Raw genomic sequence first — 25,434 nt, 5'->3', positions numbered from 1 at the left:
TGGGGCGCATCCAGGCGAACACCTTGGCCATGTCGCGCCCGTCCAGCACGCCATGCTGGTAGGAGCGGCGCTTGCTGCTCTCCAGGGTCTGCTCGTCGGCGAAGAGCATCGCCGGGCTTTCCATCTGGCTGTCGAGCAGGCTGACCAGGTAGGTGACGCTACTGACCTTGCGCAGTTGCCGGCGCACCTGGAGGTGGCCGAGCAAGGCGGCCACGGTGAGCCCGCCGGCGCAGGCGCCGGCCAGGTTCACGCTGCGGCTGCCGGTGATCTCGCGGCTGACCTCGATGGCTTGGTCTAGGGCCTCGACATAGGTGCTCAGGCCCCATTCGCGGTGCTGGGCGTCGGGGTTGCGCCAACTGATGACGAAGACCTGCAGGTTGTTCTTCAGGGCGTACTGGACGAAGCTCTTTTCCGGCGACAGGTCGAAGATGTAGTACTTGTTGATCTGCGGCGGCACGATCAGCAGGGGCTTGGCGTACTGGCGCTCGCCCAGCGGCTTGTACTGGATCAGTTCCAGCACCTCGTTGCGGAACACTACCGCGCCTTGCGTGGTGGCGAGGTTGCGGCCGATCTCGAAGGCGGTCTTGTTCACCTGGCTGGGCATGCCGCCGTTGTGCACCAGGTCTTCGAGCAGGTGGCGGACGCCATTGAGCAGGCTGATCCCGCCGGTATTGAACAGTTCCTTTACCGCCAGTGGATTGATCAGGCTGTTGCTGGGTGCCACGGCGTCGGAGAGCAAGGCGACGAGGAAGCGGGCGCGGGCGCGATCGTCGCAGTCCAGGTTGCTTTCGTCGATCCAGGCGAGCAGTTGCTTCTGCCACGCCAGGTAGGCCTGCAGGGTGCGCCGGTAGAAGGGATTGAGGCGCCAGGATGGATCCTGGAAACGGGCGTCCTGAGGGTTCGGCTGGTGCAGGGTGTCGCCCAGCAGCACCTTGCCCAACTGGCCTCCGAAGGCGACCAGGTGCCGCGCACTGTGCAGCGGCTGGCGCAGGCCGTGGACGGCCAGGCTGCGGACCGTCGTCAGCAGGTCCTTGCCGCGCAGGCCGACGATGGCGCTCTGCGCACTCATGAACTCGGCGGGCACCGGCACGCTACCCGATTCCTGTTTTTCTCGCATGGACCACACTCCGTCGTAGGACCACAGTCTGGATGCCATGGGCGATAGTCCCCTGGCTCGGAATACTCAGTTATAGCCTGTGAATTCCGTTTCACCCGGGGCAGAACCGCACACCTGCCTGAACAGGGAGGATGCCGCCCGACAGTGGGGCAGCAAGCGCTGTACCACAACGCCGTGAGGGGCGTCGCAGAGCTTGCGCTGTCGCGGCGAAGCCAGGCGCCATGCGCCGTTGCGGAACATTGACTATGCACCTGCACCATGACGAAGCAGTGTCTGCTGCCCTGGTGTTGCCCGCGCAGCAGTTCAGCCGGTCTTGGGCAGGAACGGACGAGGGTGCATGACGGCGCGGCGGCGCTCCTCGGCGAGGAACTTCATGATGATCGGCGCCACCGATTCGGCGCGGGTCACCAGGAACAGGTGGCCGTCGTCGATCACGTGCAGTTCGGCGTTGGGAATGCGCCAGGCCAGCACGCGCATGTTGATCAGCGGGATGATCGGGTCGTCGTCGCCGGCCAGCACCAGGGTCGGCTGGCGGATCCTATGCAGCCAGTGGATGCTGGTCCAGCCGAGCCCGGCGAACAATTGCCAGTAGTAGCCCAGCTTGCCCGACGAACGCACCTTGCTGGCATGCGCCATGGCCAGCTTGGGGTCGCGGCGGAAGGCCCCGCCGTAGATGTCCGGTGCGATGTGTACGCCATAGGAGGGCTGGATGTAGCGCCGCGGGCTGGCCATGCGCATCAGTACCTTCGGCTTGCCTGGCACCATCACCGCGCCAGCCGAAGTGGCGGCGAGGATCAGCTTCTTGCAGCGTTCCGGATAGTCGTGGGCGAACTGCTGGGCCAGCGCGCCGCCCCAGGACACGCCGATCGCGTTGACCTGGCCGTAGTCCAGGTAGTCGAGCATCCGCGCCGCCAGCTTGGCCAGGCCGGGAAAGCGGTAGGGCACGCTGGGCGTCGAGGAACCGCCGACGCCGGGAACGTCGAAGGCGATCACCTCCAGTTCCGGGTCGAGCGCCTGGACGAAGGGGAATACCAGTTCCAGGTTGGCGCCTATGCCGTTGAAGATCAGCAGCGGAGTGCTTCCTTCCTTGCCCGGCCGCACTGCGGTGCGGATGGTCTGGCCGTCGAGGTCGATGGTCCGGAAGACGAAGGGCTGGGGCATGCTCGGGGTCCTCGGCGGCGCAGCCGCGGGCTCGGCGATACGGGGCCTGGCCGGCTTCCGCGCGGCGCGGGGCCGCGCCGGAGGCGCTGGCGGGGTTTCGTCGGCGGAGGCCGCGGATCGCTCCTGCGGCAGTTCTTCAGGCTGGTCGCTTTTCATCGTTCATGCACGTAGGTTCCGGGCGCGGCTTCGCCGGCCGGATAGGTCTTGTTGCCCAGGCTGGCGGGCGCCTTGCGGGTCTTGCCGGAGCGTTCGGCCAGCCATTGCTGCCAGTGCAGCCACCACGAATCGGCGTGCTTGCCGGCCTGTTCCAGCCAGGCCTTGGGCTCGGCGGGCAGTTCCGGATTGGTCATGAAGCGTGCCTTGGGGTTGCCCGGTGGGTTGAGGATGCTCTGGATGTGGCCGCTGTTGGAGAGGATGAACTCGCACTTGCCGCCCAGTAGCCTGGCCGACTTGTAGCACGACTCCCAGGGGGTGATGTGGTCGTTCAGACCGGCGACACAGTAGAAGTCGCAAGTCACCTGCTTCAGGTCGATGGGCGTGCCGGAGACCTCCAGGGCGCCGGGGCGGTTCAGCGGGTTGCTCTTGAACAGTTCGACGAACTCGCCGTGCAGCGCGGCGGGCAGGCGCGTGGTGTCGTTGTTCCAGTAGAGGATGTCGAACGCCGGCGGCTGGTTGCCGAGCAGGTAGTTGTTGACCCAGTAGTTCCAGATCAAGTCGTTGGGGCGCATCCAGGCGAACACCTTGGCCATGTCCTTGCCCTCCAGCACGCCGGACTGGTAGGAGCGACGCTTGGCGGCCTCCAGGGTCTTCTCGTCGGCGAACAGCGCGACCTGGGTATTCAGTTCGAAGTCGAGCACGCTGACCAGTTGGGTGAAGGCGTTGACCTTCTTCTCGCCGCTGGCGACGTAGTGGCCGACCAGGGTCGCGGTGGTGATCCCGCCGGAGCAGGCGCCGAGGAGGTTGAGGTCCTTGCTGCCGGTGATCGACAGGACTACCTCGATGGCCTCCTTGAGCGCCTCGATATAGGTGGTCAGGCCCCATTCGCGCTGCGACTTGGTCGGGTTGCGCCAGCTGACGATGAAGGTCTGCACGCCGTTGCGCAGGCAGAAGCGCGCCAGGCTCTTGTCCGGCGACAGGTCGAAGACGTAGAACTTGTTGATCTGCGGCGGCACCACCAGCAGCGGGCGTTCGTGCACCGACTCGGTGATCGGCCGGTACTGGATCAGTTCCAGCACGTCGTTGCGGAACACCACGGCGCCCTCGGTGGTGGCCAGGTTCTTGCCCACCTCGAAGGCGTCCATGTCCACCTGGCTCGGCATCCCGCCGTTGTTCACCAGGTCCTTGGCCAGGTGGCCGAGGCCGTCCAGCAGGCTCTTGCCGCCGGTCTCGAAGAAGCGCTTGACCGCCGCCGGGTTGCTCAGGCTGTTGGTCGGCGACATCGCCTCGGTCAGCAGGTTGATGACGAACTGGCCACGACTGATGTCTTGCGGCGACAGGTCGCTGTGGCTGATCCAGCTGTGCAGTTCCTTGCGCCAGGCCAGGTAGGTCTGCATGTAGCGCTTGTACAGCGGATTCTGGCTCCAGGCCGGGTCGGAAAAGCGCCGGTCGTCGTCGCCTGGGCGCAGCTCCGACTGGCCGAGCAGGACGTTCTTCAGCTCCAGGCTGAAATGCGCCACGTGCCTGGCGCTGTGCAGTGGCTGGCGCACCGCCTGGAGCAGTACCATGCGCGCGGAGGTGAGCAGGTCCTTGCCCCGGATGCCGATCACCGGATTCAGGTTCAGCGTGTTTTCCGCGGCTTGCTTGGGAAGCTCGTTATTGTTCTTTTGACTCATCGGCAACGCTCCATTGTTCGAGGCGAAACAGGGGACCGCAACGAAACCGGGGACCAGGTGTCCGGCCGGCTACTGCTCGACTACCAGCCCACCCGCACGTTTCAGGGCGGGGCGGACGCACGTCAGGGAAGGGAACCCGGACAAGGGGCTGCACCGTCTTGGTTACGCGAGTTTCCGCTGGCGTGCAAGCTGGCAGAAGCATCGGTGGCCGGCGTGGCTGGCCCGGCGAGCGGCCGACCTGCGGACTAGAGCGTTGCTGCCGTGCAGGGTAGGACATTCGCCGTGGCGACCGCGCCGACCGGATGTCTGGTCTGGCAGTCTGCGGGGCGAATGTTGCAAATGACGTGCCCTCGTTCGGGGCAGCGGGGAAAAATCGCCTGGATGCCGTGTGCCGCGAAGGGGCACTCGGCCCGGCGCTTCAGAGCATCAGCTTGACGACCGACTCGTCGGGGTCGCGCGACTTGCCGGCGCTGGCCAGCTCCGCCAGGTAGTCGGCCCATAGCTGGTCCTTGCGGGTCGCCAGCTCGTACAGGTAGTCCCAGGTGAACAGGCCGCTGTCGTGGCCGTCGTCGAAGCTCAGCTTCAGTGCGTACTGGCCGGCGGGCTCGACGCCGACCAGGCCGACGTTCAGCTTGCCGTACTGCAATACCGGGTTGCCGTGGCCCTGGACCTCGGCCGAGGGCGAATGCACGCGGAGGAACTCGGCGGGCAGGTCGTAGCTGTCCTCGCCGTAGCGCAGGGTCAGGGTCTTCGAGGCTTTGTGCAGCTGGATGGCGGAAGGGATACGCATCGCATCGGACTCGCGGAAGGGCGGAGTACAAGGATACCCCGGTTCGGGACCGCGCGGCCCGCCGCCACGGTGCTGGCCGTGGCGGCGGCGGTGGTCAAAGGATGTAGCGGGACAGGTCCTCGTCCTCGGCCAGCTCGCCGAGGTGGCTGTTGACGTAGCCGGCATCGATCAGGATCGGCTTGTCGCTATGCTCGCTGGCCAGGTCGGCTGCGCTGAACGAGACCTCCTCCAGCAGCCGCTCAAGCAGCGTATGCAGGCGGCGGGCACCGATGTTCTCGGTCTTCTCGTTGACCTGCCAGGCGATCTCGGCAAGGCGCTTGATGCCGTCCTCGGCGAACTCGATGGCCAGTCCCTCGGTCTTCAGCAGCTCGCGGTACTGCTCGGTGAGCGAGGCATGCGGCTCGGTGAGGATGCGCTCGAAATCGTTCGGGCTGAGGGCCTTGAGCTCCACGCGGATCGGCAGGCGGCCCTGCAGCTCGGGAACCAGGTCGCTCGGCTTGCTCAGGTGGAAGGCGCCGGAGGCGATGAACAGGATGTGGTCGGTCTTGACCATGCCCAGCTTGGTGTTCACCGTGCAGCCCTCGATCAGTGGCAGCAGGTCGCGCTGTACGCCCTCGCGGGAGACGTCGGCGCCGCCGGCGTTGGCGCGCTTGGCGATCTTGTCGATCTCGTCGATGAAGACGATGCCGTGCTGCTCGACCGCCTCCAGGGCGCGTGCCTTGAGCTCTTCCTCGTTGACCAGGCGCACCGCCTCTTCGTCGCGGATCAGCTTCAGGGCCTCGGCGACCTTCAGCTTGCGGGTCTTCTTCTTGCCCTTGCTCATGCCGGAGAACAGGTTCTGCAACTGGTTGGTCATCTCCTCCATGCCGGGCGGGGCCATGATCTCCACGCCGGCCGGGTTGTCGGCCACCTCGATGTCGATTTCCTTGTCGTCCAGCTGGCCTTCGCGCAGGCGCTTGCGGAACAGCTGGCGGGTGTTGCTGTCCTCGCGTGCCGGCTCGTCGCCGAAGCCCATGGCGGGACGCGCGGCCGGCAGCAGGGCATCGAGGATGCGCTCTTCGGCGGCGTCCTCGGCGCGATACTTGACCTTCTGGATCTCCTGTTCGCGGAGCATCTTCACCGCGGCGTCGGCGAGATCGCGGATGATCGACTCGACGTCGCGTCCGACATAGCCGACCTCGGTGAACTTGGTCGCCTCGACCTTGATGAACGGCGCGTTCGCCAGGCGCGCCAGGCGGCGGGCGATCTCGGTCTTGCCGACGCCGGTGGGGCCGATCATGAGGATGTTCTTCGGCGTGACCTCGGCGCGCAGCTCGGCCGGCAGTTGCATGCGTCGCCAGCGGTTGCGCAGGGCGATGGCGACGGCGCGCTTGGCGTCGTCCTGGCCGATGATGTGGCGGTTGAGTTCGTGGACGATCTCGCGGGGCGTCATGGACATTCGTTTACTCCAGCGGGGGACGAGCGCTTCAGACGGCGCTGTCCAGCTCCTCGATGGTCAGGTTCTGGTTGGTGAAGACGCAGATCGAGCCGGCGATGTTCAGCGCGGTCTCGGCGACTTCCCGAGCGCTCAGCTCGGCGTTGTGCTGCAGCAGGGCCAGGGCCGCGGCCTGGGCGAAGCCGCCGCCGGAGCCCATGGCGATCAGGCCGTGTTCGGGTTCGACCACGTCGCCGTTGCCGGTGATGATCAGCGAGGCATCCTTGTTGGCGACCGCGAGCATGGCTTCGAGGCGGCTCAGGGAGCGGTCGGTGCGCCAGTCCTTGGCCAGTTCGACGGCGGCGCGGACCAGGTGCCCCTGGTGTTTCTCCAGTTGCTGCTCGAAGCGCTCGAACAGGGTGAAGGCATCGGCGGTGGCGCCGGCGAAACCGGCCAGTACCTGACCGTGATACAGGCGCCGGACCTTCTTGGCGTTGCCTTTCATCACGGTGTTGCCCAGGGAAACCTGGCCGTCGCCGCCCATGACGACTTTGCCGTTGCGGCGGACAGATACGATGGTGGTCAAGGGGGAAATCTCCACACTGCGGGGCCGAATGCCCGGAATGCTGGGAGATATAGGGGCGATCCGCGGCTTTTCAACCGCACGCACCGCCGTGCGTCGGAACGCACGGCGTGGCCCGCGTTCAGCGGGCCTTGCGTTGCTGTAACAGCAGGTTGCTGAAGCCGTTGGAGGACAGTGTCTTCTGCGCCTGGGACAACTGGTCGCGGCTGTTGAACGGGCCGACCATCACCCGGTACCAGGTCTCGTCGCGGACGTTGCCGGCCTCGACGTTCACCGACTGCCCGAGCAGGATGATCTGCGCGCGCACGCGGTCGGCGTCGGACTGCTTGCGGAACGAGCCGGCCTGCAGGAAGAACTGCGTGCTAGCGGCGACCACCGCTTTCGGCAGCGGCGGTGGCACCTGCCCGGCGAGTGCGGCCTTGGCCCGCGCTTCGTCGGCCTTGGCCAGCTCGGCGGGGGTGGGCGACGGCGGGGCCTTCTCCGGTACCGCTTCCGGCGGCACCACGACCTCGGACTCCGGCAGCAGGGTGTAGAACTCGTACTTCGGCTTGGCCTGGGCCGGCGTCTGCGTTTGCGCGGGCTGCTGGGCCTGGCCGTTCTGCTGCGGCTGCTTGCCCTGCACGGCGGCCGGGCGCTGGGCGTCCGGGCGTTCGCGCTGGACGTCCTTGCGCCCGGGTTCGAGCTTCATCAGGAACATGATGAAGCCGCCGATGGCCAGGCCGGCGACCAGCCAGACCCAGCCGGGAACGCCGTTCTTCGCGGCGGGCGCCTGGTAGCGGCTGGCGCCGCGCTTGGGGGCGGGTTTCTTCTTTGCCATGGGGGTTCCCGGACTCCTGTTCGGGCGGGTTCGATTACATGCGTTCCAGAGTCTTCAGACCGAGCAGCTCCAGGCCCTGTTCCAGGGTACGGCCGGTCAGCGCGGCGAGACGCAGGCGGCTGTCCTTCTGCGCCGGGTCCTCGGCGGTGAGGATCGGGCAGTGCTCGTAGAAACTGGAGAACAGCCCGGCCAACTCGTACAGGTAGGCGCAGAGCAGGTGCGGCACGCCCTTGAGCGCGACGTTGTTGATCAGGTCGCCGAACTGCGCCAGTTGTGCGGCCAGGGCCAGCTCCTGGGGCTGCTCGAGGACGATCTTCCCGCCCAGTTGCTCGCGGCCCTGGCCGAGCTTGCGGAAGACGCTGGCCACGCGGGTGCAGGCGTAGAGCAGGTAGGGTGCGGTGTTGCCTTCGAAGCTGAGCATCAGTTCGAAGTTGAAGCTGTAGTCGCTGGTGCGGTGCTTGGACAGGTCGGCGTACTTCACCGAGTCGATCCCCACCACCCGGCCGATCTCGCGCAGCTGGACCTCGTCGAACGGCTCCTCGCCACGCTCGGCGCGCTGCTCGTTGCGTTCCTTGACCAGCGCATAGGCGCGGCTCTCGGCCTCTTCCAGCAGGTCGATCAGCTTCACCGTACCGCCGTCGCGGGTCTTGAACGGACGGCCGTCGGCGCCGTTCATGGTACCGAAGCCCATGTGCTCCAGCTCCATGCCGGCCGGAACGAAACCGGCGCGCCGCGCCACTTCGAAGACCTGCTGGAAGTGCAGGGCCTGGCGCTGGTCGACGAAGTACAGCACGCGGTCGGCGTGCAGCACGTTGTGCCGATAACGCATGGCGGCGAGGTCGGTGGTGGCGTAGAGGTAGCCGCCGCCGGCCTTCTGCACGATCACCGGGAGTGGATTGCCCTCGGCGTTCCTGAACTCTTCGAGGAAGACGCACAACGCGCCGTTGTCTTCGGTGAGCAGGCCCTTGGCGGTCAGGTCGGCGACCACCTGGGCGAGGTCGTCGTTGTAGGCGCTCTCGCCCATGACGTCGGCCATGCTCAGCTTCACGCCGAGACGGTCGTAGACCTTCTGGCAGTGCGACAGGGAAATCTCGTTGAAGCGGGTCCACAGGCGCAGGCAGTCAGGGTCGCCGGCCTGCAGCTTGACCACCAGTTCGCGGGCGCGGTCGGCGAATTCGGGAGACTCGTCGAAGCGTTTCTTCGCCGCGCGGTAGAAGACCTCCAGGTCGTGCAGCTCGGCCTCGGCGTCGACCGGTTGCTCTTCCAGGTAGGCGAGCAGCATGCCGAACTGGGTGCCCCAGTCGCCGACGTGGTTCTGCCGGATCACCGTGTCGCCGAGGAACTCGAGGACGCGCGCGACGGCGTCGCCGATGATGGTCGAGCGCAGGTGGCCGACGTGCATCTCCTTGGCCAGGTTCGGCGAGGACAGGTCGATCACCACGCGCTGCGCCGGGCCTGCCTTGCGCACGCCGAGACGTTCGTCGGCGAGGGCGCGGTCGAGGCTGGCGGCGAGCCAGACGTGATCCTGGAAGAAGTTGAGGAAGCCGGGGCCGGCGATCTCCACCTTGGCCAGTTGCTCGTGGGCGGGGATTGCCTCGACCAGCCTGGCGGCCAGGTCGCGCGGCTTCATCCCGGCCGGCTTGGCCAGCATCATGGCGATGTTGCTGGCGAAATCGCCGTGGCTACGGTCCTTGGTGTTCTCCACCTGGATGTCCGGGGTCAGGCCGGCGGGCAGGGTGCCGTCCGCGGTCAGTTGGTCGAGGGCTTGCTGGATCAGCTGGCGAATCGTGTCTTTCATCGTTCTCTCCGTGCTCGCGGGCAGAGGGGCGGCGCGCGACGGTCGGGCAGGGGAAGGGCCGGCGGATGCGGCGCTCCGAAGTTCACTCCCCGCGATGCGCGCGGGGTGGCCGGTCGAGGCTCAGAACCGCGCATTATCCGTGGGCGGACAGGCGTTGCCAACCGTTGCGGCGATTAGCCGACAGTTTGCGCCGGACATCGCGGATTCCGGCTGACCCCAGTCAAGCGGGGCGTCTTCCTGGAAGGCGCTCAGAACAGGTCGATCGGATCGATATCGAGCGACCAGCGCACCTGGCGCCCGCCGGGCAACTGTTCGAGGCTCTGCAGCCAGGGCGTCAGCAGGCGATGCAGCGGCGCCCGGCTCATGCACTGCAGCAGCAGTTGCGCGCGGTGCTTGCCGGCACGCCGCTCCATGGGCGCGGGCACCGGCCCGAGCAGTTCCACCTCCGGTCCGCCCATCTGCTCGAGCAATTGCTCGGCGGCACTGCAGGCGCTGTCGAGGAAGGCTTCCGCCTGGCCCGGCTTGTGCGCTTCGGCGCGCAGCAGGGCGAGGTGGGCGAAGGGCGGCAGGCCGGCGGCGCGGCGTTCGCTGAGGGCCTGTTCGGCAAAGGCGAAGTAGCCGTCCTCGGTGAGCTGGACCAGCAGCGGGTGATCGGCCAGGTGGGTCTGGATCAGTACCCGCCCGGGCTCCTCGGCGCGTCCTGCGCGGCCGGCGACCTGGACGATCTGCTGGGCCATGCGTTCGCTGGCGCGGAAGTCGGCGGAAAACAGGCCGCCATCGGCATCGAGGATCGCCACCAGGGTGACCCGTGGGAAGTGGTGCCCCTTGGCGAGCATCTGGGTGCCGACCAGGATGCATGGCTCACCGCTGTTGATGGTGGCGAAGAGGTCGCGCATGGCGTGCTTGCGCGAGGTGCTGTCGCGGTCGATGCGCAGCACCGGATGGTTCGGGAAGAGAATCCGCAGGCGTTCCTCGGCGCGCTCGGTGCCGGCGCCTACCGGACGCAGGTCGAGCTTGCCGCATTGCGGGCAGTTCATCGGCGGCCGCTGGCGGTGGTCGCAGTGGTGGCAGCGCAACTCGCCGCTGCCCTGGTGCACGGTCATCCGCGCGTCGCAGCGCGGGCATTGGCTGATCCAGCCGCAGTCGTGGCAAAGCAGGGTCGGAGCGAAGCCGCGGCGGTTGAGGAACACCAGGACCTGCTGGCCGGCCGCCAGGGTATCGCCGATGGCCTGTTGCAGCGGGCGGGAAAGGCCGGCGTCGAGCGGCATGCTCTTCACGTCGAGGCGGATGAACTTCGGCGGGTGCGCGCCACCGGCGCGCTGGGTCAGGCGCAGCAGGCCGTAGCGGCCGGCCTGGGCGTTGTGCAGGCTTTCCAGGGCGGGCGTGGCCGAACCGAGCAGGATCGGCACGTTCTCCAGGCGCGCGCGTACCAGTGCCAGGTCGCGGGCGTGGTAGCGCAGGCCGTCCTGCTGTTTATAGGAGGCGTCGTGTTCCTCGTCGACGATGATCAGTCCCGGCCGCTTCAGCGGCGTGAACAGTGCCGAACGGGTGCCGATGACGATGTCGGCCTCGCCATCCCGGGCGGCGAGCCAGGCGTCGAGGCGCTCGCGGTCGGTCAGGGCCGAATGCAGCAGGGCGATGCGCGCGTTGAAGCGGCGTTCGAAACGCGCCAGGGTCTGCGGGCCCAGGTTGATCTCGGGAATCAGCACCAGGGCCTGGCGGCCTGCGGCCAGGGTTTCGCGGATCAGTTGCAGGTAGACCTCGGTCTTGCCGCTGCCGGTGACCCCGGCCAGCAGGAAGCAATGGAAACCGCCGTGGCTGGCGCGAACCGCTTCGAAGGCGGCGCGCTGCTCGGGGTTCAGCGGCAACTCCGCCTGGGCCAGCCAGCCGCCTTCGCGCGGCGGGGTGCTGTGGCGCCGCACCTCCAGTTCGACCAGGCCTTTTTCCTTGAGCAGGTCGAGGCTGTCCTTGTTTATTTCCAATTGGTTCAGCAACTCATGGGAAACCCCGTGCGGATGCTGCTTGAGAATCGCCAGGGCCTGGCGCTGGCGCGGCGCCCGGGCCAGGCGCGGATCGTCGAGGCTGGATTGCGCGGCGGCATGCCAGAAGCGCTGCTGGCGCGCCTCGGCCGGCTCGCCCTGGCGCAACAGGTTGGGCAGCGCCCAGGACAGGGTGTCGCCGAGGCTGTGCTGGTAGTACTGGGCGGTCCAGCGACAGAGTTCGAGCAGGTGCGCCGGCATTGGCGGCTTGGCGTCGAGTACCCTGAGGGCAGGCTTGAGCTTGTCTTCGGGTACTTCGGAACGGTCCGTCACCTCTATCAGAACGCCAACCAGCTCCCGGCGCCCGAACGGCAGCAGCAGGCGAATCCCCGGCTGTAGGGCGCTGCGCGGAATGCCGCGGGGCGCGCGGTAGTCGAACAGGCGGCGGAGTGGCGAAGGCAGGGCTAGGCGTAGGATCAGGTCTGACACTCAGCGGCTTCCGGGGATGAAGGAAACGAGGACTGGGCCGGCGATGTTAGCAGACGACCGGCGGGCGGGGTCGCTTGCATAGATGAATCGGTCTGGTATGATCCACGCCCTTAATTACGTGCGGTGCCTGGTAAACGCGCTGGGTGGCGGCACACAACGCCTCGAGGATTGAATCATGAAAGCGGACATCCATCCGACTTACGAAGCTATCGAAGCTACCTGCAGCTGCGGTAACGTCATCAAGACCCGTTCCACCCTGTGCAAGCCGATCCACCTGGACGTGTGCTCCGAATGCCACCCGTTCTACACCGGCAAGCAGAAGGTGCTGGACACCGGCGGCCGTATCGACCGCTTCAAGCAGCGTTTCGGCGTATTCGGCGCCACCAAGTAAGCCGCTTGCCGCGAACGCGCGCAATGCTACTTGTCGCTGTACCGAGAAAGGCGTCCCTGGTGGGCGCCTTTTTCATGTCCGTGGTTTCCGCCTTCGCCGGTGCGGCGGAGGCCTGCCGGCCTACCGGTGCCTTGCAGAACGTCGAGGTGGCGCGGGTGGTGGACGGCGATACCGTGCGCCTGCGCGATGGCCGCAGCGTGCGGCTGATCGGTATCAATGCGCCTGAACTGGCGCACAACGGCCGCACCACCGAGCCCTTCGCCGAAGCCGCGAAGCAGCGGCTGCAGGCGCTGGTATCGGCCAGCGACGGGCGTCTCGCGCTGCAGCCGGGCCGCCAGGCCCGCGATCACTACGGGCGGACCCTGGCGCACCTGTTCGATGCCAGCGGCGCCAACCTCGAGGCGCGCCTGCTCGGCGAGGGCCTGGGCTACCTGGTGGCGGTCGCGCCGAACACCGAGCTGACGGCCTGTCAGCAAACGGCGGAACGTGCCGCGCGTTCGGCTAATCTGGGTGTATGGAAGCGTTCGCCGGTGCTTTCGCTCGATCGACTGGCGCAGAGCGGCTTCGCCGTGGTCCGCGGGCGGGTGCTCGAGGTCGAACGCAACCGGGGCGGTATCTGGCTGGAGATGGACGGTCCGCTGGTCCTGCGGATCGAGCCGAAGGTGCTCAAGGCGTTCGATGCGAAACGGGTGATGCAGATGGCGGGACGTTCGCTGGAAGTGCGTGGCTGGGTGGTCGATCGTTCCCGCCGTGGCGCTGTGCCGGCCGGCAAGGCGCGCTGGCAGATGTCGGTGACCGATCCGGCGATGCTGGAATGGTTGCCATGAAGACCGCCTGGCTCCTGCTGCTGTTGCTGGGAGTCGGCGCTCTGGGCGGCTGCGCGGTGAACCCGGCCACCGGCAAGAGCGATTTCGTGATGATGAGCGAGCAGCAGGAACTCGGCATGGGCGCTCGCTACAACCAGGAAATCCTCAAGCAGTTCCCCCGCTACAACGATGAAAAGCTCCAGGCCTACGTGCAACGGGTAGGCGAGCGGGTCGCCCGCAGCAGCCACCGCAGCAACCTGCAATATCATTTCACCGTCATCGATTCGCCGGACATCAACGCCTTCGCCCTGCCGGGCGGCTACATCTATATCCATCGCGGACTGATCGCCTACCTTGGCTCCGAGGCCGAACTGGCCGCGGTGCTCGGTCATGAGGTCGGCCATGTCACGGCGCGCCACAGCGTGCGCCAGCAGAGTCAGGCCAGCGCCTGGAACATCCTTGGCCAGGCGGTGGCGATCGGCACCGGGGTCGGCGCCGCCGGCGACCTGGCCAACGTGCTCGGCACGGCCTTCGTCCGCGGCTACGGGCGTGACATGGAACTGGAGGCCGATGGTCTCGGCGCCCAGTACCTGGCCCGCGCCGGCTACGATCCGACGGCGATGATCCAGGTGGTGCGGGTGCTGAAGAACCAGGAGGACTTCGCTCGCGAAGAGGCCGCGCGTAATGGCCAGGCGGTACAGGCCGGCGGCTACCACGGGTTGTTCGATACCCATCCGGACAACGACCGGCGCCTGCAGGAAGTGGTCGGCCCGGCCCGGCAGCTGGCCAACGGACAGCAGGAAGTGGGGCGCGAGGTCTTTCTTCGCCATCTGGAAGGCATGCCGTTCGGCGACTCGGCATCGGCCGGGGTGCGTCGCGGGCAGAACTTCTACCATGCCGAGCTGGACTTCACCCTGAGCTATCCGGCGGGCTGGAAGATCCTCAACCAGCCCAGCGCCCTGCTTGGCTATCCGGCGGACGAGCAGTCGTTCATCGGCATGAAGCTGGTGCCCCATGATTCCCGCCTGACGCCCGCGGAGTTCCTGCGCAAGAACGCCGGGCAACGGCTGGCCCAGGAAGAGTCGCTGAAGCAGGCCGGGCTGAACGGCTACACGGCGGTGGTGCCAGGCAACCCGGCGCGACGGGTTGCTGTGATCTACCAGGGCGACCGCGCCTACCTGTTCGTCGGCGTGGTCAAGGTCGGTTCCCTGGAGACCCAGGACGACCGCTTCCTCAGCGTGATCCGCAGCTTCCGTCCGCTGCGCGACAAGGAGCGGGCCCTGGCGCAGCCGCGACGCCTGCATCTGGTGCAGGTCAAGGCGGGGCAGACGCTGGAGCAATTGGCGGCTGGCGGCGAGGGGTCATTGAGTGACTCCGTGGCTCGTCTGCGTCTGCTGAATGACCTTTATCCGAGCGGTGAACCCCGTCCGGGCGATTGGCTTAAAGTCGTACGCTAGAGGTCTTGACAGCCGGGTCCTGACGATCTTGTGGGGCGTCGTCTTCTTGCGTATGCTCGGTCGCCCCGTCTGTCCAACAAGCAATAAAGCGGAAGTGCCCAAATGTCCGATCTTAAAACCGCTGCCCTCGAATATCACGCACAACCCCGTCCGGGAAAACTGAGTGTCGAGCTGACCAAACCCACCGCTACCGCCCGGGACCTGTCCCTGGCCTACAGCCCGGGTGTCGCCGAGCCGGTGCGTGAAATCGCCCGCGATGCCGAGCTGGCCTATCAGTACACCGGCAAGGGCAACCTGGTGGCAGTGATTTCCGACGGCACCGCGATTCTCGGCCTGGGTAACCTCGGCCCGCTGGCCTCCAAGCCGGTGATGGAAGGCAAGGGTGTGCTGTTCAAGCGCTTCGCCGGCATCGACGTGTTCGACATCGAGGTCGACGCCGAGAGCCCGCAGGCTTTCATCGATACCGTCAAGCGTATTTCCATCACCTTCGGCGGTATCAACCTCGAGGACATCAAGGCTCCCGAGTGTTTCGAGATCGAGCGCGCGCTGATCGAACAGTGCGACATCCCGGTGTTCCACGATGACCAGCACGGCACCGCCATTGTGACCGCGGCGGGCATGCTCAACGCGCTGGAACTGGCCGGCAAGAAGCTGGAAGAAGCGAAGATCGTCTGCCTCGGCGCCGGCGCTGCCGCCATCTCCTGCATGAAGCTGCTGGTGAGCATGGGCGCCAAGGTCGAGAACATCTACATGATCGACCGCAAGGGCGTGATCCACGCCGGTCGCGACGATCTGAACCAGTACAAGTCGGTGTTCGCCACCGAGACCGACAAGCGTACCCTGGCCGACGCCCTGGAGGGCGCCGACGTGTTCGTCGGCCTGTCCGGCGCCAACCTGCTGGAGCCGGAAGACCTCAAGCGCATGGCGCCGAACCCGATCGTGTTCGCCTGCTCGAACCCGGACCCGGAGATCAAGCCGGAACTGGCCCATGCCACCCGCAACGACGTGATCATGGCTACCGGACGTTCCGACTATCCGAACCAGGTCAACAACGTGCTCGGTTTCCCCTTCATCTTCCGCGGTGCCCTGGACGTACGTGCCACGCGCATCAACGAAGAGATGAAGATCGCCGCCGCCCTGGCCCTGCGCGACCTGGCCAAGCAGCCGGTCCCGGAGGACGTCTGCGCCGCCTATGGCGTGGACAAGCTGGAATTCGGCCGCGAGTACATCATTCCGAAGCCGATGGACAAGCGCCTGATCACCGTGGTTTCCGATGCCGTGGCCAAGGCTGCCATCGAGACCGGCGTGGCTACCCTGCCGTATCCGAAGAACTATCCGCTGAAATCGGTGGACGAAGTCTTCAACGGCTGATCGATCCGCCGGATAAAAAGAAACCCCGCCTTGGCGGGGTTTCTTTTTGCCTGCGCCTCGCGCTCCGTCGTCGTCGACGAAGCGCAGGCGCCGGTTCAGAACAGGTCGATCGGCGCGCCTTCGTCATCCGGCAGCGGGCTGCCAGGGAAGCTGCCCGGCGGCAGTTCGTTGACCGAGGGCGGGGTGTCCTCGTTCTTGAACATCTCGAAATAGGCGCCGGGAGTGCCCGGCGCGGCCGAACGGCCGGTTACCGGGTCGATGCGCAGGCTGACGATGCCTGGCGGCTCGGCCATGGTGTGCATCGGCTTGTCCTTGAGGGCGAAGCCCATGTACCTGATCCAGATCGGCAGCGCGACGGTACCGCCGTACTCGCGGCGACCCAGGGTCTCCGGCTGGTCGAAGCCGACCCAGACGCTGGTCACGTAGTCGGAGTTGTAGCCGGAGAACCAGCCATCCTTGGAATCGTTGGTGGTGCCGGTCTTGCCGGCCAGGTCGGTGCGCTTCAGCGCCAGGGCGCGGCGCCCGGTACCGCGCTTGATCACGTCCTGCAGCATGCTGGTCATGATATAGGCGGTACGGGCATCGATGATCCGTTCGGCCGGGGTCGGCTCGAAGGTGGTCTGGGCCTTGGCGGCGACTTGCTGGGCTTCGATCGAACCTTCGCCTTCGGCGCTCTCCGGATGCTCGGGGTCGCCAGGTTTCCCGGCGTCTTCCGCATCCGGCGCAGCGACCTGTTCTTCCACCGGCACGCGGGGCGGATTGGCCTGGTACAGCACCTGTCCGTCGCGGCTCTCGATGCGTTCGATGACGTACGGATTGACCTTGTAGCCGCCGTTGGCGAATACGCTCCAGGCGCCGGCGATTTCCATCGGTGTGACTGTCGCGGTACCCAGGGCCAGGGAGAAGTTGCGCGGCAGTTCGTCGCGCTGGAAGCCGAACTTGGTGATGTAGCTGATCGCCCGCTCGATGCCCAGGCCCTGCAGGACGCGGATCGAGACCATGTTGCGGGACTTGTACAGGGCTTCGCGCAGCGGGATCGGGCCGAGGAAGGTATTGGTGTCGTTCTTCGGTCGCCAGACCTTGTCCAGGTACTCGTCGACGAACACGATCGGCGCATCGTTGACCAGGCTGGCGGCGGTGAAGCCGTTGTCCAGGGCCGCGCTGTAGATGAACGGCTTGAAACTGGAGCCCGGCTGGCGCTTGGCCTGGATCGCGCGGTTGTAGTTGCTCTGCTCGAAGGAGAAGCCGCCGACCAGCGAGCGGATCGCCCCGTCCTTCGGGTCCAGGGAGATCAGCGCGCTCTGTGCGGCGGGAGTCTGTACGAAGCGCAGGGTGCCGTCTTCCTGGCGCTGCACGCGGATCTGGTCGCCGGCCTGGGCCACGTCGGCGGGCTGGCGCGGCATCGGGCCCATGCTGTTGTTGCTGAGGAAGGGGCGGGCCCATTTCATGCTGTCCCAGGTCACGGCTTCTTCCTTGCCGTCGCGGGTCATCACCATGATCCCGCTCTTTTCCACCTGGGTGACGATCGCCGGCTCCAGGCCGCCGATGCTGCGCTGCTGGCCCAGGTGCTTGAGCCAGGCGTCGCGGGTCTGGCCCGGCAGGCGGGTCTCCGGGCCGCGGTAGCCGTGGCGCTGGTCATAGTCGATGAGGCCGTCGCGGACCGATTGGCTGGCGGCGTTCTGCAGGTCGCTGCGGACCGTGGTGATGACCTTGTAGCCCTCGGTATAGGCCTCGCTGCCGTAGCGGCCGACCATCTCGGCACGGGCCATCTCGGCGATGTAGGGCGCATTCAGTTCGGGGGTCTGCACGTGGTAGGAGGCGTTGATCGGCTCCTCGACGGCGGCCTGGTAGCGTTGCTGGTCGATGAAGCCGAGCTTGAGCATGCGCTCGAGGATCCAGTTGCGCCGCTCCGTACTGCGGGTCGGGTTGACCAGCGGGTTGTAGCGCGAGGGCGCTTTCGGCAGGCCGGCGATCATCGCCATCTCGGCCAGGCTCAAGTCTTTGATCGGCTTGCCGTAATAGACCTGTGCGGCAGCCTCGATGCCATAGGCACGGTTGCCCAGGTAGATCTTGTTGACGTAGAGCTCGAGGATCTCGTCCTTGGTCAGCTGTCGCTCGATCTGCAGGGCCAGGAGGATTTCATTGATCTTTCGCGAGAAGCTTCTTTCATTGGTAAGGAAGTAGTTCTTCGCTACCTGCATGGTGATGGTGCTGCCGCCAGTCTGGATGTGACCGCTTTTCAATAATTGCGCGGCGGCGCGCATTAGGCTTTTCACATCGACGCCATAATGGTTGGCGAAATTGTCGTCCTCGGCGGACAGCAGGGCATGGATGAAGTCCTGCGGGATGTCGGCGAAGCGGATCGGCGTCCGGCGCATCTCGCCGAACTCGGAGATCAGCTTGCCGTCCTCGCTGTAGACCTTGAGGGGGATCTGCAGCTGGACGTTACGCAGAGCTTCCACCGAGGGCAGGCTGGGACTCAGATAGAGATAGGCGCCGCTGAAACTGAGCAGCACTCCACAAATCAGGGTGACGCAAGTCCACCACAGGAACTTCAGCAGGCGCATGGGTAGATTCGGATTTCCAGGAAAAAGAAAGAGTTAAGCGAATAGGACAGGAAAAAGGCAAAAGCTGTTCACATTATAAGCAATTTTTCTGTGACCTAGCCATTTGCCTGGCCTTCGGCTCTGGTATCTAATGTGAAAAAAGAAGAATCGTTCGTAAGTATTGAACGCTAATAGGGAATTGGTCGTGCTAGGGCTCATAAAGAAGAAAGCGAACACCTTGCTGGGGATCGACATCAGCTCGACCTCGGTAAAGCTCCTTGAGTTGAGCCGCTCCGGAGGCCGCTACAAAGTGGAGGCCTATGCCGTCGAGCCGCTTCCGCCGAATGCAGTCGTGGAAAAGAACATCGTCGAGCTGGAAGGGGTCGGCCAGGCGTTGTCACGGGTGCTGGTCAAGGCGAAAACCAACCTGAAGTCGGCCGTGGTCGCCGTCGCCGGTTCGGCGGTGATCACCAAGACCATCGAGATGGAGGCCGGGCTTTCCGAGGATGAACTGGAAAACCAGCTGAAGATCGAGGCCGACCAGTACATCCCCTATCCGCTGGAGGAAGTCGCCATCGACTTCGAGGTCCAGGGACTCTCCGCGCGCAATCCTGAGCGCGTGGACGTACTCCTGGCCGCCTGTCGGAAAGAGAACGTCGAGGTTCGCGAAGCGGCCCTGGCGCTGGCCGGCCTGACCGCCAAGGTGGTCGACGTCGAGGCTTACGCGCTGGAGCGCTCCTATGCGCTGCTGAGCAGCCAGCTGGGTGCCGACACCGACCAGTTGACCGTGGCGGTAGTGGACATCGGCGCGACCATGACCACCCTGAGCGTCCTGCACAACGGACGCACCATCTATACCCGCGAACAGCTGTTCGGCGGTCGCCAGCTCACCGAGGAGATCCAGCGGCGTTACGGACTCTCGGTGGAGGAAGCCGGTCTCGCCAAGAAGCAGGGCGGTCTTCCGGATGACTACGACAGCGAAGTTCTGCGTCCGTTCAAGGACGCCGTGGTGCAGCAGGTTTCCCGCTCGCTGCAGTTCTTCTTCGCCGCCGGACAGTTCAACGACGTCGACTACATCGTCCTGGCGGGCGGTACGGCGTCTATCCAGGATCTCGATCGGTTGATCCAGCAGAAGATCGGCACCCCGACCCTGGTCGCCAACCCGTTCGCCGACATGGCGCTGAACGGCAAGGTGAATGCCGGCGCCCTGGCCAGCGACGCTCCGGCGTTGATGATCGCCTGCGGCCTGGCGTTGAGGAGTTTCGACTGATGGCACGGATCAACCTTCTACCCTGGCGCGAAGAGCTGCGCGAGCAGCGCAAGCAGCAGTTCCTGGTGATTCTTGGCGGCGTCCTTTTGGTTTCCGGCGCACTGGTGTTTCTTGGTGGCCAATATCTCAACACTGCGATTGAGCATCAGGGCGCGCGCAACGACTTCCTGCGCAAGGAGATCGTTGTGCTGGATGCGCGGATCAAGGAAATCAGCGAGTTGAGATCGCGGCGCCAGCAGTTGCTCGAGCGGATGAAGATCATTCAGGACCTGCAGGGCAACCGCCCGATCATTGGTCGGGTGTTCGACCAGCTCGTGCGGACCTTGCCCGACGGCGTGTATTTCACCGACCTGAAGATGACCGGCAAGAACATCGCCATCGCCGGCGCAGCCGAGTCCAACAACCGCGTTTCCAATCTCATGCGCAACATGGACGCGTCCGAGTGGCTGACCGCCCCGACCCTGAACGAGGTCAAGGCGGTGACCCAGGGCGCGGTGGACCAGGCCAACGTGTTCCAACTGACCGTGCAGCAGACGCAGCCCGGCGAGGAAGACGCCAAGGCGAAGCATGGGGTTGCGCAAGGAGCCAAGAAATGAGTCTGGCCAGTTCCCTGGAAAGTCTGCGCAAGATCGACGTAAACGACCTCGATCTGAACAACATCGGTTCCTGGCCGGCGGCGGTCAAGGTCATCGTCTGCGTGCTGCTGACCGCGGCGGTCCTGGCGCTGGGCTACAACTTCCATCTCCGTGACTTGCAAACACAGCTCGAACAGCAGGCTGCGCAAGAAGAATCGCTCAAGCAGCAATTTGCTACCAAAGCGTTCCAGGCCGCGAACCTGGAAGCCTACAAGGCACAGATGAAGGAGATGGAGGAGTCCTTCGGCGCCTTGCTGCGGCAGTTGCCCAGCGACACCGAGGTACCCGGGCTGCTCGAGGACATCACTCGTACCGGTCTGGGCAGCGGCCTGGAGTTCGAGGAGATCAAGCTGCTCCCTGAAGTCACTCAGCAGTTCTATATCGAGCTGCCGATCCAGATCAGCGTGGTCGGCGGCTACCACGACCTGGCGACCTTCGTCAGCGGCGTGTCCAGCCTGCCGCGGATCGTTACCCTGCATGACTTCGAGATCAAGCCGGCTTCGCCCGATAACACCTCGAAGCTGCGCATGAGCATCTTGGCCAAGACCTACCGCTACAACGACAAGGGGCTGAAGAAATGAGAGCCCGCCTGATTCTGAGCAGCTTGCTGCTCACCATGCTTGCCGGTTGCGGCGCGAATTCCGAGTTCGGCGATCTTCAAGCCTATATGAACGAGGTACGTGCTCGACCTAAGGGCAATATCGAGCCTCTGCCGAAGTTTCAGCCATATGAAGCTTTTACTTATAGCGCTTCGAACCTGCGTAGTCCGTTCCAGCCGCCGGTGAAGATCGACCTGACCGTGCGGCAGAAAGGCAACAAGGTGGTTAAACCCGACGAGACACGGGTCAAGCAGTTCCTGGAAGGTTTCAACATCGAAACCTTCGAGATGGTCGGCACACTGTCCAACGCCCAGGGTACCTTCGCCTTGGTGAAGGGCGCAGGTGGCGTGCATCGGGTGAGGGTCGGGGACTACCTGGGACGCAACGACGGCAAGGTCGTCGGCATCAGCGAAGGAAAAATAGACGTGATTGAAATCGTTCCTGACGGAGAGGGGAACTGGCTGGAGCGTCCGCGCAGCCTGACTCTCAAGGAACGCTCCTGAGGGCGGGGAAAAACATGCATAACCAACAGCAGTCTGTACAACGGAGTCGGACGATGAACAGTGGCCTCTCGCGCCTCGGGATCGCTTTGCTGGCCGCCATGTTCGCGCCGGCATTGCTCGCCGCGGACCTGGAGAAACTCGACGTGGCGGCACTGCCTGGCGACCGGGTCGAGCTAAAGCTGCAGTTCGACGAGCCCGTCGCCGCGCCGCGTGGCTATACCATCGAGCAGCCGGCGCGAATCGCCCTCGATCTGCCGGGGGTGCAGAACAAACTCGGCACCAAGAATCGCGAGCTGAGCGTGGGCAATACGCGCAGCGTCACGGTGGTCGAGGCGAAGGATCGCACACGGTTGATCATCAACCTGACCACGCTGTCGTCCTACACCACCCGGGTGGAAGGCAACAACCTCTTCGTGGTGGTCGGCAATTCGCCGGCCGGCGCCAGCGTCGCTTCCGCCGCTCCGGTCAAGGCAAGCCCGGCTCCGGCTAGCTATGCCCAGCCGATCAAGCCCAAGCCGTACGTGCCGGCGGGTCGTGCCATCCGCAACATCGATTTCCAGCGTGGCGAAAAGGGCGAGGGCAACGTGGTCATCGACCTGTCCGACCCGACCTTGAGCCCGGATATTCAAGAACAGGGCGGCAAGATCCGCCTGGACTTCGCCAAGACCCAGCTGCCGGATGCGCTGCGGGTTCGCCTGGACGTCAAGGACTTCGCCACGCCGGTGCAGTTCGTCAACGCCAGCGCGCAATCCGACCGTACCAGCATCACCATCGAACCGAGCGGGCTCTACGACTATCTGGTCTACCAGACCGACAATCGCCTGACCGTCAGCATCAAGCCGATGACCACGGAAGACGCCGAGCGGCGCAAGAAGGACAATTTCGCCTATACCGGTGAGAAACTGTCGCTGAACTTCCAGGACATCGACGTGCGTTCGGTACTGCAGCTGATCGCCGACTTCACCGACCTGAACCTGGTGGCCTCGGATACCGTGCAGGGCAATATCACCCTGCGCCTGCAGAACGTGCCGTGGGACCAGGCGCTGGACCTGGTGCTGAAGACCAAGGGCCTGGACAAGCGCAAGCTCGGCAACGTGCTGCTGGTGGCCCCGGCCGACGAGATCGCCGCCCGTGAGCGCCAGGAGCTGGAAGCGCAGAAGCAGATCGCCGAGTTGGCGCCACTGCGTCGGGAACTGATCCAGGTGAACTACGCCAAGGCCGCGGACATCGCCAAGCTGTTCCAGTCGGTTACTAGTAGTGGCGAAGAGAAAGAAAATTCTCGTGGTTCGATTACCGTAGATGACCGTACCAACAGCATCATTGCCTATCAGCCGCAGGAGCGGCTGGACGAGCTACGCCGAATCGTTTCCCAGTTGGACATCCCGGTTCGTCAGGTGATGATCGAGGCCCGTATCGTCGAGGCCAACGTGGGGTACGACAAGAGTCTTGGTGTGCGTTGGGGTGGTGCCTACCACAATGGCAACTGGAACAGCTACGGCAAGAACGGCAACATGGGCATCAAGGATAAGGAAGGTTACAACTGCGGGCCGTTCCAGGGGCAGTGTACGTTCCCGACCAGAGATAATTCTCCGACCCCATTTGTGGATATGGGGGCCAAGGATGCTAGTTCCGGTATCGGTATTGGCTTTATCACCGATAACATCATTCTTGACTTGCAATTATCGGCTATGGAGAAAACCGGGAACGGCGAAGTGGTTTCGCAACCCAAGGTCGTAACTTCTGACAAGGAAACCGCGAAGATCCTAAAGGGATCGGAGATCCCATATCAGGAGGCCAGTTCCAGTGGTGCGACCAGCACCTCGTTCAAGGAGGCCGCTCTTTCTCTGGAGGTGACGCCGCAGATCACTCCAGACAATCGGATCATCGTTGAGGTGAAGGTGACCAAGGATGCTCCCGACTTCCAGAATGCTTTGAATGGAGTTCCTCCGATCAACAAGAACGAGGTTAACGCCAAGATTCTGGTCAACGATGGTGAAACCATCGTTATCGGCGGTGTATTCAGCAACACCCAGACAAAGGCTGTCGACAAGGTACCCTTCCTCGGTGACCTGCCTTACTTGGGCCGTTTGTTCCGCCGCGATACGGTCTCCGATACGAAAAACGAACTTCTGGTTTTCCTGACACCGCGGATCATGAATAATCAGGCCATCGCAATCGGTCGCTGATATCGAACAACGTGGTCAACCTGATCCTCGTCGGCCCGATGGGTGCTGGAAAGAGCACCATCGGGCGCCTGCTCGCCAAGGAGCTGCATCTCGCGTTCAAGGACTCCGACAAGGAGATCGAACAGCGGTGCGGCGCGAATATCCCATGGATCTTCGATGTCGAGGGCGAGGTCGGTTTCCGCGAGCGCGAGCAGGCCATGCTCACCGAACTCTGCGCCGCCGACGGTATGGTGATCGCCACCGGCGGCGGGGCGGTGATGCGCGACGGTAACCGCCAGGTGCTGCGCGCCGGTGGCCGGGTTGTGTACCTGCATGCCTCGGTCGAGCACCAGATCGCGCGCACGGCGCGGGACCGCAACCGCCCCTTGTTGCAGAAGCCCAACCCGGGACAGATCCTCCGCGACCTGATGGCGCTGCGCGACCCGCTCTACCGCGAAATCGCCGATGTGGTGGTGGAGACCGACGAAAGGCCGCCGCGCCTGGTCGTCCAGGAAATTCTCGAACGCCTGCGCAAGTTGCCGCCCCGCTGAGGCGCGGCGAATTGCGTTATTCTATTGCCCTTTCCTGTCTGGGGGCCTCATGCGCACACTTCACGTCGATCTAGGCGAGCGTAGCTATCCCATTTACATCGGTGAAAACCTGCTGGGCGACGCCCGCTGGTTCGCGCCGCATATCGTCGGTCGCCGGGTCGCGGTGATCAGCAACGAAACGGTCGCTCCTCTCTATCTGGAAACCCTGCTCAAGGCACTGCAAGGCCACGAGGTCACCCCTGTGGTGCTGCCCGACGGCGAGGCCTACAAGCAGTGGGAAACCCTGCAACTGATCTTCGATGCCCTGCTGAAGGAGCGGCATGACCGCAAGACTACCCTGATCGCCCTGGGCGGCGGCGTCATCGGTGACATGGCCGGTTTCGCCGCGGCCTGCTACCAGCGTGGGGTCAACTTCATCCAGGTGCCGACCACCCTGTTGTCCCAGGTCGACTCCTCGGTGGGCGGCAAGACCGGGATCAACCATCCGTTGGGCAAGAACATGATCGGTGCGTTCTACCAGCCCCAGGCGGTGGTCATCGACACCGCGTCGCTGAAGACGCTGCCGTCCCGCGAGCTGTCCGCCGGGCTGGCGGAGGTGATCAAGTACGGTTTCATTTGCGACGAACCGTTCATCACCTGGCTGGAAGAGCACATGGATGCCTTGCTGGCACTGGAGCCGACCGTTGTCACCGAGGCCATCGAGCGCTCTTGCGCGGCGAAGGCCCGCGTGGTGGGCGCCGACGAGCGCGAGTCGGGCGTGCGTGCCACGCTGAACCTCGGCCATACCTTCGGTCACGCGATCGAGACCCAGCAAGGTTACGGCGTCTGGTTGCACGGCGAAGCGGTAGGGGCGGGAACCGTGATGGCACTCGAGATGTCGCATCGGTTGGGTTGGCTGAGCGCCGCCGAGCGCGATCGCGGTATCCGTCTGCTGCGCCGGGCTGGCCTGCCCGTGGTACCGCCGGCCGAGATGACGGCGGAAGATTTTATGGAACACATGGCCGTCGACAAGAAAGTGCTCGATGGCCGCCTGCGTCTGGTTTTGCTGCAAGGACTGGGGAATGCCGTGGTCACCGGCGATTTTCCCCGTGAGATCTTGGACGCGACCCTGCGCACCGACTATCGGGCCTTGGCCGACCAGCTTGGAGATGAATGAGGTC

At 64.9% G+C, this 25,434-nt stretch carries 21 protein-coding genes; 11 read left to right on the top strand and 10 right to left on the bottom strand.

Annotation, left to right across the window (positions count from 1 at the left end; translation table 11 throughout):
* The 9 genes from HMPREF2581_RS15235 to HMPREF2581_RS15195 form a co-directional block, all read right to left on the bottom strand.
* The coding region (locus tag HMPREF2581_RS15235) for an alpha/beta hydrolase (RefSeq protein ID WP_049263067.1) at positions 1-1,117 on the bottom strand (1,117 nt) is incomplete at its 3' end.
* A 303-nt stretch (positions 1,118-1,420) separates the two neighbouring features.
* Positions 1,421-2,278 (bottom strand): poly(3-hydroxyalkanoate) depolymerase, encoded by an 858-nt coding sequence (gene phaZ / locus HMPREF2581_RS15230; RefSeq protein ID WP_003095866.1) that lies wholly within the window; start codon positions 2,276-2,278, stop codon positions 1,421-1,423.
* Positions 2,279-2,430: 152 nt separating this feature from the next.
* Positions 2,431-4,110, bottom strand: a complete 1,680-nt coding sequence (gene phaC / locus HMPREF2581_RS15225; protein WP_003095864.1) for a class II poly(R)-hydroxyalkanoic acid synthase — start codon at positions 4,108-4,110, stop codon at positions 2,431-2,433.
* A 418-nt stretch (positions 4,111-4,528) separates the two neighbouring features.
* Complete coding sequence (locus HMPREF2581_RS15220; RefSeq protein WP_003095857.1) at positions 4,529-4,900, bottom strand: gamma-butyrobetaine hydroxylase family protein; 372 nt, start codon at positions 4,898-4,900, stop codon at positions 4,529-4,531.
* Positions 4,901-4,994: 94 nt separating this feature from the next.
* Positions 4,995-6,338, bottom strand: a complete 1,344-nt coding sequence (gene hslU, locus HMPREF2581_RS15215; protein WP_003095854.1) for an ATP-dependent protease ATPase subunit HslU — start codon at positions 6,336-6,338, stop codon at positions 4,995-4,997.
* Between the two features lie 28 nt (positions 6,339-6,366).
* Positions 6,367-6,900, bottom strand: coding sequence for an ATP-dependent protease subunit HslV (hslV, locus tag HMPREF2581_RS15210; RefSeq protein WP_003095852.1), 534 nt, complete (start codon positions 6,898-6,900; stop codon positions 6,367-6,369).
* A gap of 118 nt (positions 6,901-7,018) precedes the next feature.
* Positions 7,019-7,714 (bottom strand): SPOR domain-containing protein, encoded by a 696-nt coding sequence (locus HMPREF2581_RS15205; RefSeq protein WP_003141794.1) that lies wholly within the window; start codon positions 7,712-7,714, stop codon positions 7,019-7,021.
* Between the two features lie 34 nt (positions 7,715-7,748).
* Positions 7,749-9,512 (bottom strand): arginine--tRNA ligase, encoded by a 1,764-nt coding sequence (gene argS, locus HMPREF2581_RS15200; protein ID WP_003135774.1) that lies wholly within the window; start codon positions 9,510-9,512, stop codon positions 7,749-7,751.
* A 248-nt stretch (positions 9,513-9,760) separates the two neighbouring features.
* The gene (locus HMPREF2581_RS15195) at positions 9,761-11,980 is read right to left on the bottom strand and encodes a primosomal protein N' (RefSeq protein ID WP_003141792.1); all 2,220 of its coding nucleotides are present in this window, start codon (positions 11,978-11,980) and stop codon (positions 9,761-9,763) included.
* 175 nt (positions 11,981-12,155) lie between these two features.
* On the opposite strand from HMPREF2581_RS15195, the gene rpmE reads away from it, so the two are divergent.
* The 4 genes from rpmE (at position 12,156) to HMPREF2581_RS15175 (ending at position 16,005) form a co-directional block, all read left to right on the top strand.
* A complete protein-coding gene (rpmE, locus tag HMPREF2581_RS15190) occupies positions 12,156-12,371 on the top strand; it encodes a 50S ribosomal protein L31 (RefSeq protein WP_003095846.1) in 216 nt (71 codons plus the stop codon).
* A gap of 59 nt (positions 12,372-12,430) precedes the next feature.
* Positions 12,431-13,198, top strand: coding sequence for a thermonuclease family protein (locus tag HMPREF2581_RS15185; RefSeq protein WP_003141789.1), 768 nt, complete (start codon positions 12,431-12,433; stop codon positions 13,196-13,198).
* Entirely contained in the window at positions 13,195-14,634 is a 1,440-nt protein-coding gene (locus HMPREF2581_RS15180) for a M48 family metalloprotease (RefSeq protein WP_003095844.1), read from the top strand. Before HMPREF2581_RS15185 ends, HMPREF2581_RS15180 begins: the two co-directional genes overlap by 4 nt.
* A 102-nt stretch (positions 14,635-14,736) precedes the next feature.
* Entirely contained in the window at positions 14,737-16,005 is a 1,269-nt protein-coding gene (locus HMPREF2581_RS15175) for a malic enzyme (RefSeq protein ID WP_003095842.1), read from the top strand.
* Between the two features lie 95 nt (positions 16,006-16,100).
* Here the strand turns inward: HMPREF2581_RS15175 and HMPREF2581_RS15170 are convergent, their stop codons facing one another.
* Positions 16,101-18,572, bottom strand: coding sequence for a penicillin-binding protein 1A (locus HMPREF2581_RS15170; RefSeq protein ID WP_003141786.1), 2,472 nt, complete (start codon positions 18,570-18,572; stop codon positions 16,101-16,103).
* 184 nt (positions 18,573-18,756) lie between these two features.
* Here HMPREF2581_RS15170 and pilM point away from each other — a divergent pair, with 184 nt between their 5' ends.
* The 7 genes from pilM to aroB are packed head-to-tail and all read left to right on the top strand — an operon-like array spanning position 18,757 to position 25,430.
* Positions 18,757-19,821 (top strand): type IV pilus assembly protein PilM, encoded by a 1,065-nt coding sequence (gene pilM / locus HMPREF2581_RS15165; protein WP_003110888.1) that lies wholly within the window; start codon positions 18,757-18,759, stop codon positions 19,819-19,821.
* A complete protein-coding gene (gene pilN, locus HMPREF2581_RS15160; RefSeq protein ID WP_003141783.1) occupies positions 19,821-20,417 on the top strand; it encodes a type 4a pilus biogenesis protein PilN in 597 nt (198 codons plus the stop codon). The genes pilM and pilN overlap by 1 nt, the downstream gene beginning before the upstream one ends.
* A complete protein-coding gene (gene pilO, locus HMPREF2581_RS15155) occupies positions 20,414-21,037 on the top strand; it encodes a type 4a pilus biogenesis protein PilO (protein ID WP_003116135.1) in 624 nt (207 codons plus the stop codon). The genes pilN and pilO overlap by 4 nt, the downstream gene beginning before the upstream one ends.
* A complete protein-coding gene (pilP, locus tag HMPREF2581_RS15150) occupies positions 21,034-21,558 on the top strand; it encodes a type 4a pilus biogenesis lipoprotein PilP (protein WP_003116136.1) in 525 nt (174 codons plus the stop codon). Before pilO ends, pilP begins: the two co-directional genes overlap by 4 nt.
* A 53-nt stretch (positions 21,559-21,611) precedes the next feature.
* Complete coding sequence (gene pilQ, locus HMPREF2581_RS15145; RefSeq protein ID WP_003141780.1) at positions 21,612-23,744, top strand: type 4a pilus secretin PilQ; 2,133 nt, start codon at positions 21,612-21,614, stop codon at positions 23,742-23,744.
* 11 nt (positions 23,745-23,755) lie between these two features.
* Positions 23,756-24,274 carry a shikimate kinase AroK gene (gene aroK, locus HMPREF2581_RS15140; RefSeq protein ID WP_003095833.1) on the top strand — a complete coding sequence of 173 codons (519 nt, stop codon included), beginning with the start codon at positions 23,756-23,758 and terminating at the stop codon, positions 24,272-24,274.
* A gap of 49 nt (positions 24,275-24,323) precedes the next feature.
* The gene (gene aroB / locus HMPREF2581_RS15135; RefSeq protein ID WP_003107839.1) at positions 24,324-25,430 is read left to right on the top strand and encodes a 3-dehydroquinate synthase; all 1,107 of its coding nucleotides are present in this window, start codon (positions 24,324-24,326) and stop codon (positions 25,428-25,430) included.
* The last annotated feature ends 4 nt before the right edge of the window (positions 25,431-25,434 follow it).

Origin of the sequence: Pseudomonas sp. HMSC057H01 (assembly GCF_001836405.1) — a bacterium.
Taxonomy (GTDB): Bacteria; Pseudomonadota; Gammaproteobacteria; order Pseudomonadales; family Pseudomonadaceae; genus Pseudomonas; species Pseudomonas aeruginosa.
Note: the sequence above shows the minus strand (reverse complement) of the source record. Positions and strands in the feature narration are given on the sequence as shown.

Excerpts from the sequence above, each read along its gene's own strand:
- hslU (WP_003095854.1), bottom strand. The coding sequence starts at position 6,338 with ATGTCCATGACGCCCCGCGAGATCGTCCACGAACTCAACCGCCACATC.
- HMPREF2581_RS15220 (WP_003095857.1), bottom strand. The coding sequence starts at position 4,900 with ATGCGTATCCCTTCCGCCATCCAGCTGCACAAAGCCTCGAAGACCCTG.
- pilP (WP_003116136.1), top strand. The coding sequence starts at position 21,034 with ATGAGAGCCCGCCTGATTCTGAGCAGCTTGCTGCTCACCATGCTTGCC.
- HMPREF2581_RS15170 (WP_003141786.1), bottom strand. The coding sequence starts at position 18,572 with ATGCGCCTGCTGAAGTTCCTGTGGTGGACTTGCGTCACCCTGATTTGT.
- HMPREF2581_RS15175 (WP_003095842.1), top strand. The coding sequence starts at position 14,737 with ATGTCCGATCTTAAAACCGCTGCCCTCGAATATCACGCACAACCCCGT.
- phaC (WP_003095864.1), bottom strand. The coding sequence starts at position 4,110 with ATGAGTCAAAAGAACAATAACGAGCTTCCCAAGCAAGCCGCGGAAAAC.
- pilQ (WP_003141780.1), top strand. The coding sequence starts at position 21,612 with ATGAACAGTGGCCTCTCGCGCCTCGGGATCGCTTTGCTGGCCGCCATG.
- rpmE (WP_003095846.1), top strand. The coding sequence starts at position 12,156 with ATGAAAGCGGACATCCATCCGACTTACGAAGCTATCGAAGCTACCTGC.
- argS (WP_003135774.1), bottom strand. The coding sequence starts at position 9,512 with ATGAAAGACACGATTCGCCAGCTGATCCAGCAAGCCCTCGACCAACTG.
- HMPREF2581_RS15205 (WP_003141794.1), bottom strand. The coding sequence starts at position 7,714 with ATGGCAAAGAAGAAACCCGCCCCCAAGCGCGGCGCCAGCCGCTACCAG.
- aroB (WP_003107839.1), top strand. The coding sequence starts at position 24,324 with ATGCGCACACTTCACGTCGATCTAGGCGAGCGTAGCTATCCCATTTAC.
- HMPREF2581_RS15180 (WP_003095844.1), top strand. The coding sequence starts at position 13,195 with ATGAAGACCGCCTGGCTCCTGCTGCTGTTGCTGGGAGTCGGCGCTCTG.
- pilN (WP_003141783.1), top strand. The coding sequence starts at position 19,821 with ATGGCACGGATCAACCTTCTACCCTGGCGCGAAGAGCTGCGCGAGCAG.
- pilO (WP_003116135.1), top strand. The coding sequence starts at position 20,414 with ATGAGTCTGGCCAGTTCCCTGGAAAGTCTGCGCAAGATCGACGTAAAC.
- phaZ (WP_003095866.1), bottom strand. The coding sequence starts at position 2,278 with ATGCCCCAGCCCTTCGTCTTCCGGACCATCGACCTCGACGGCCAGACC.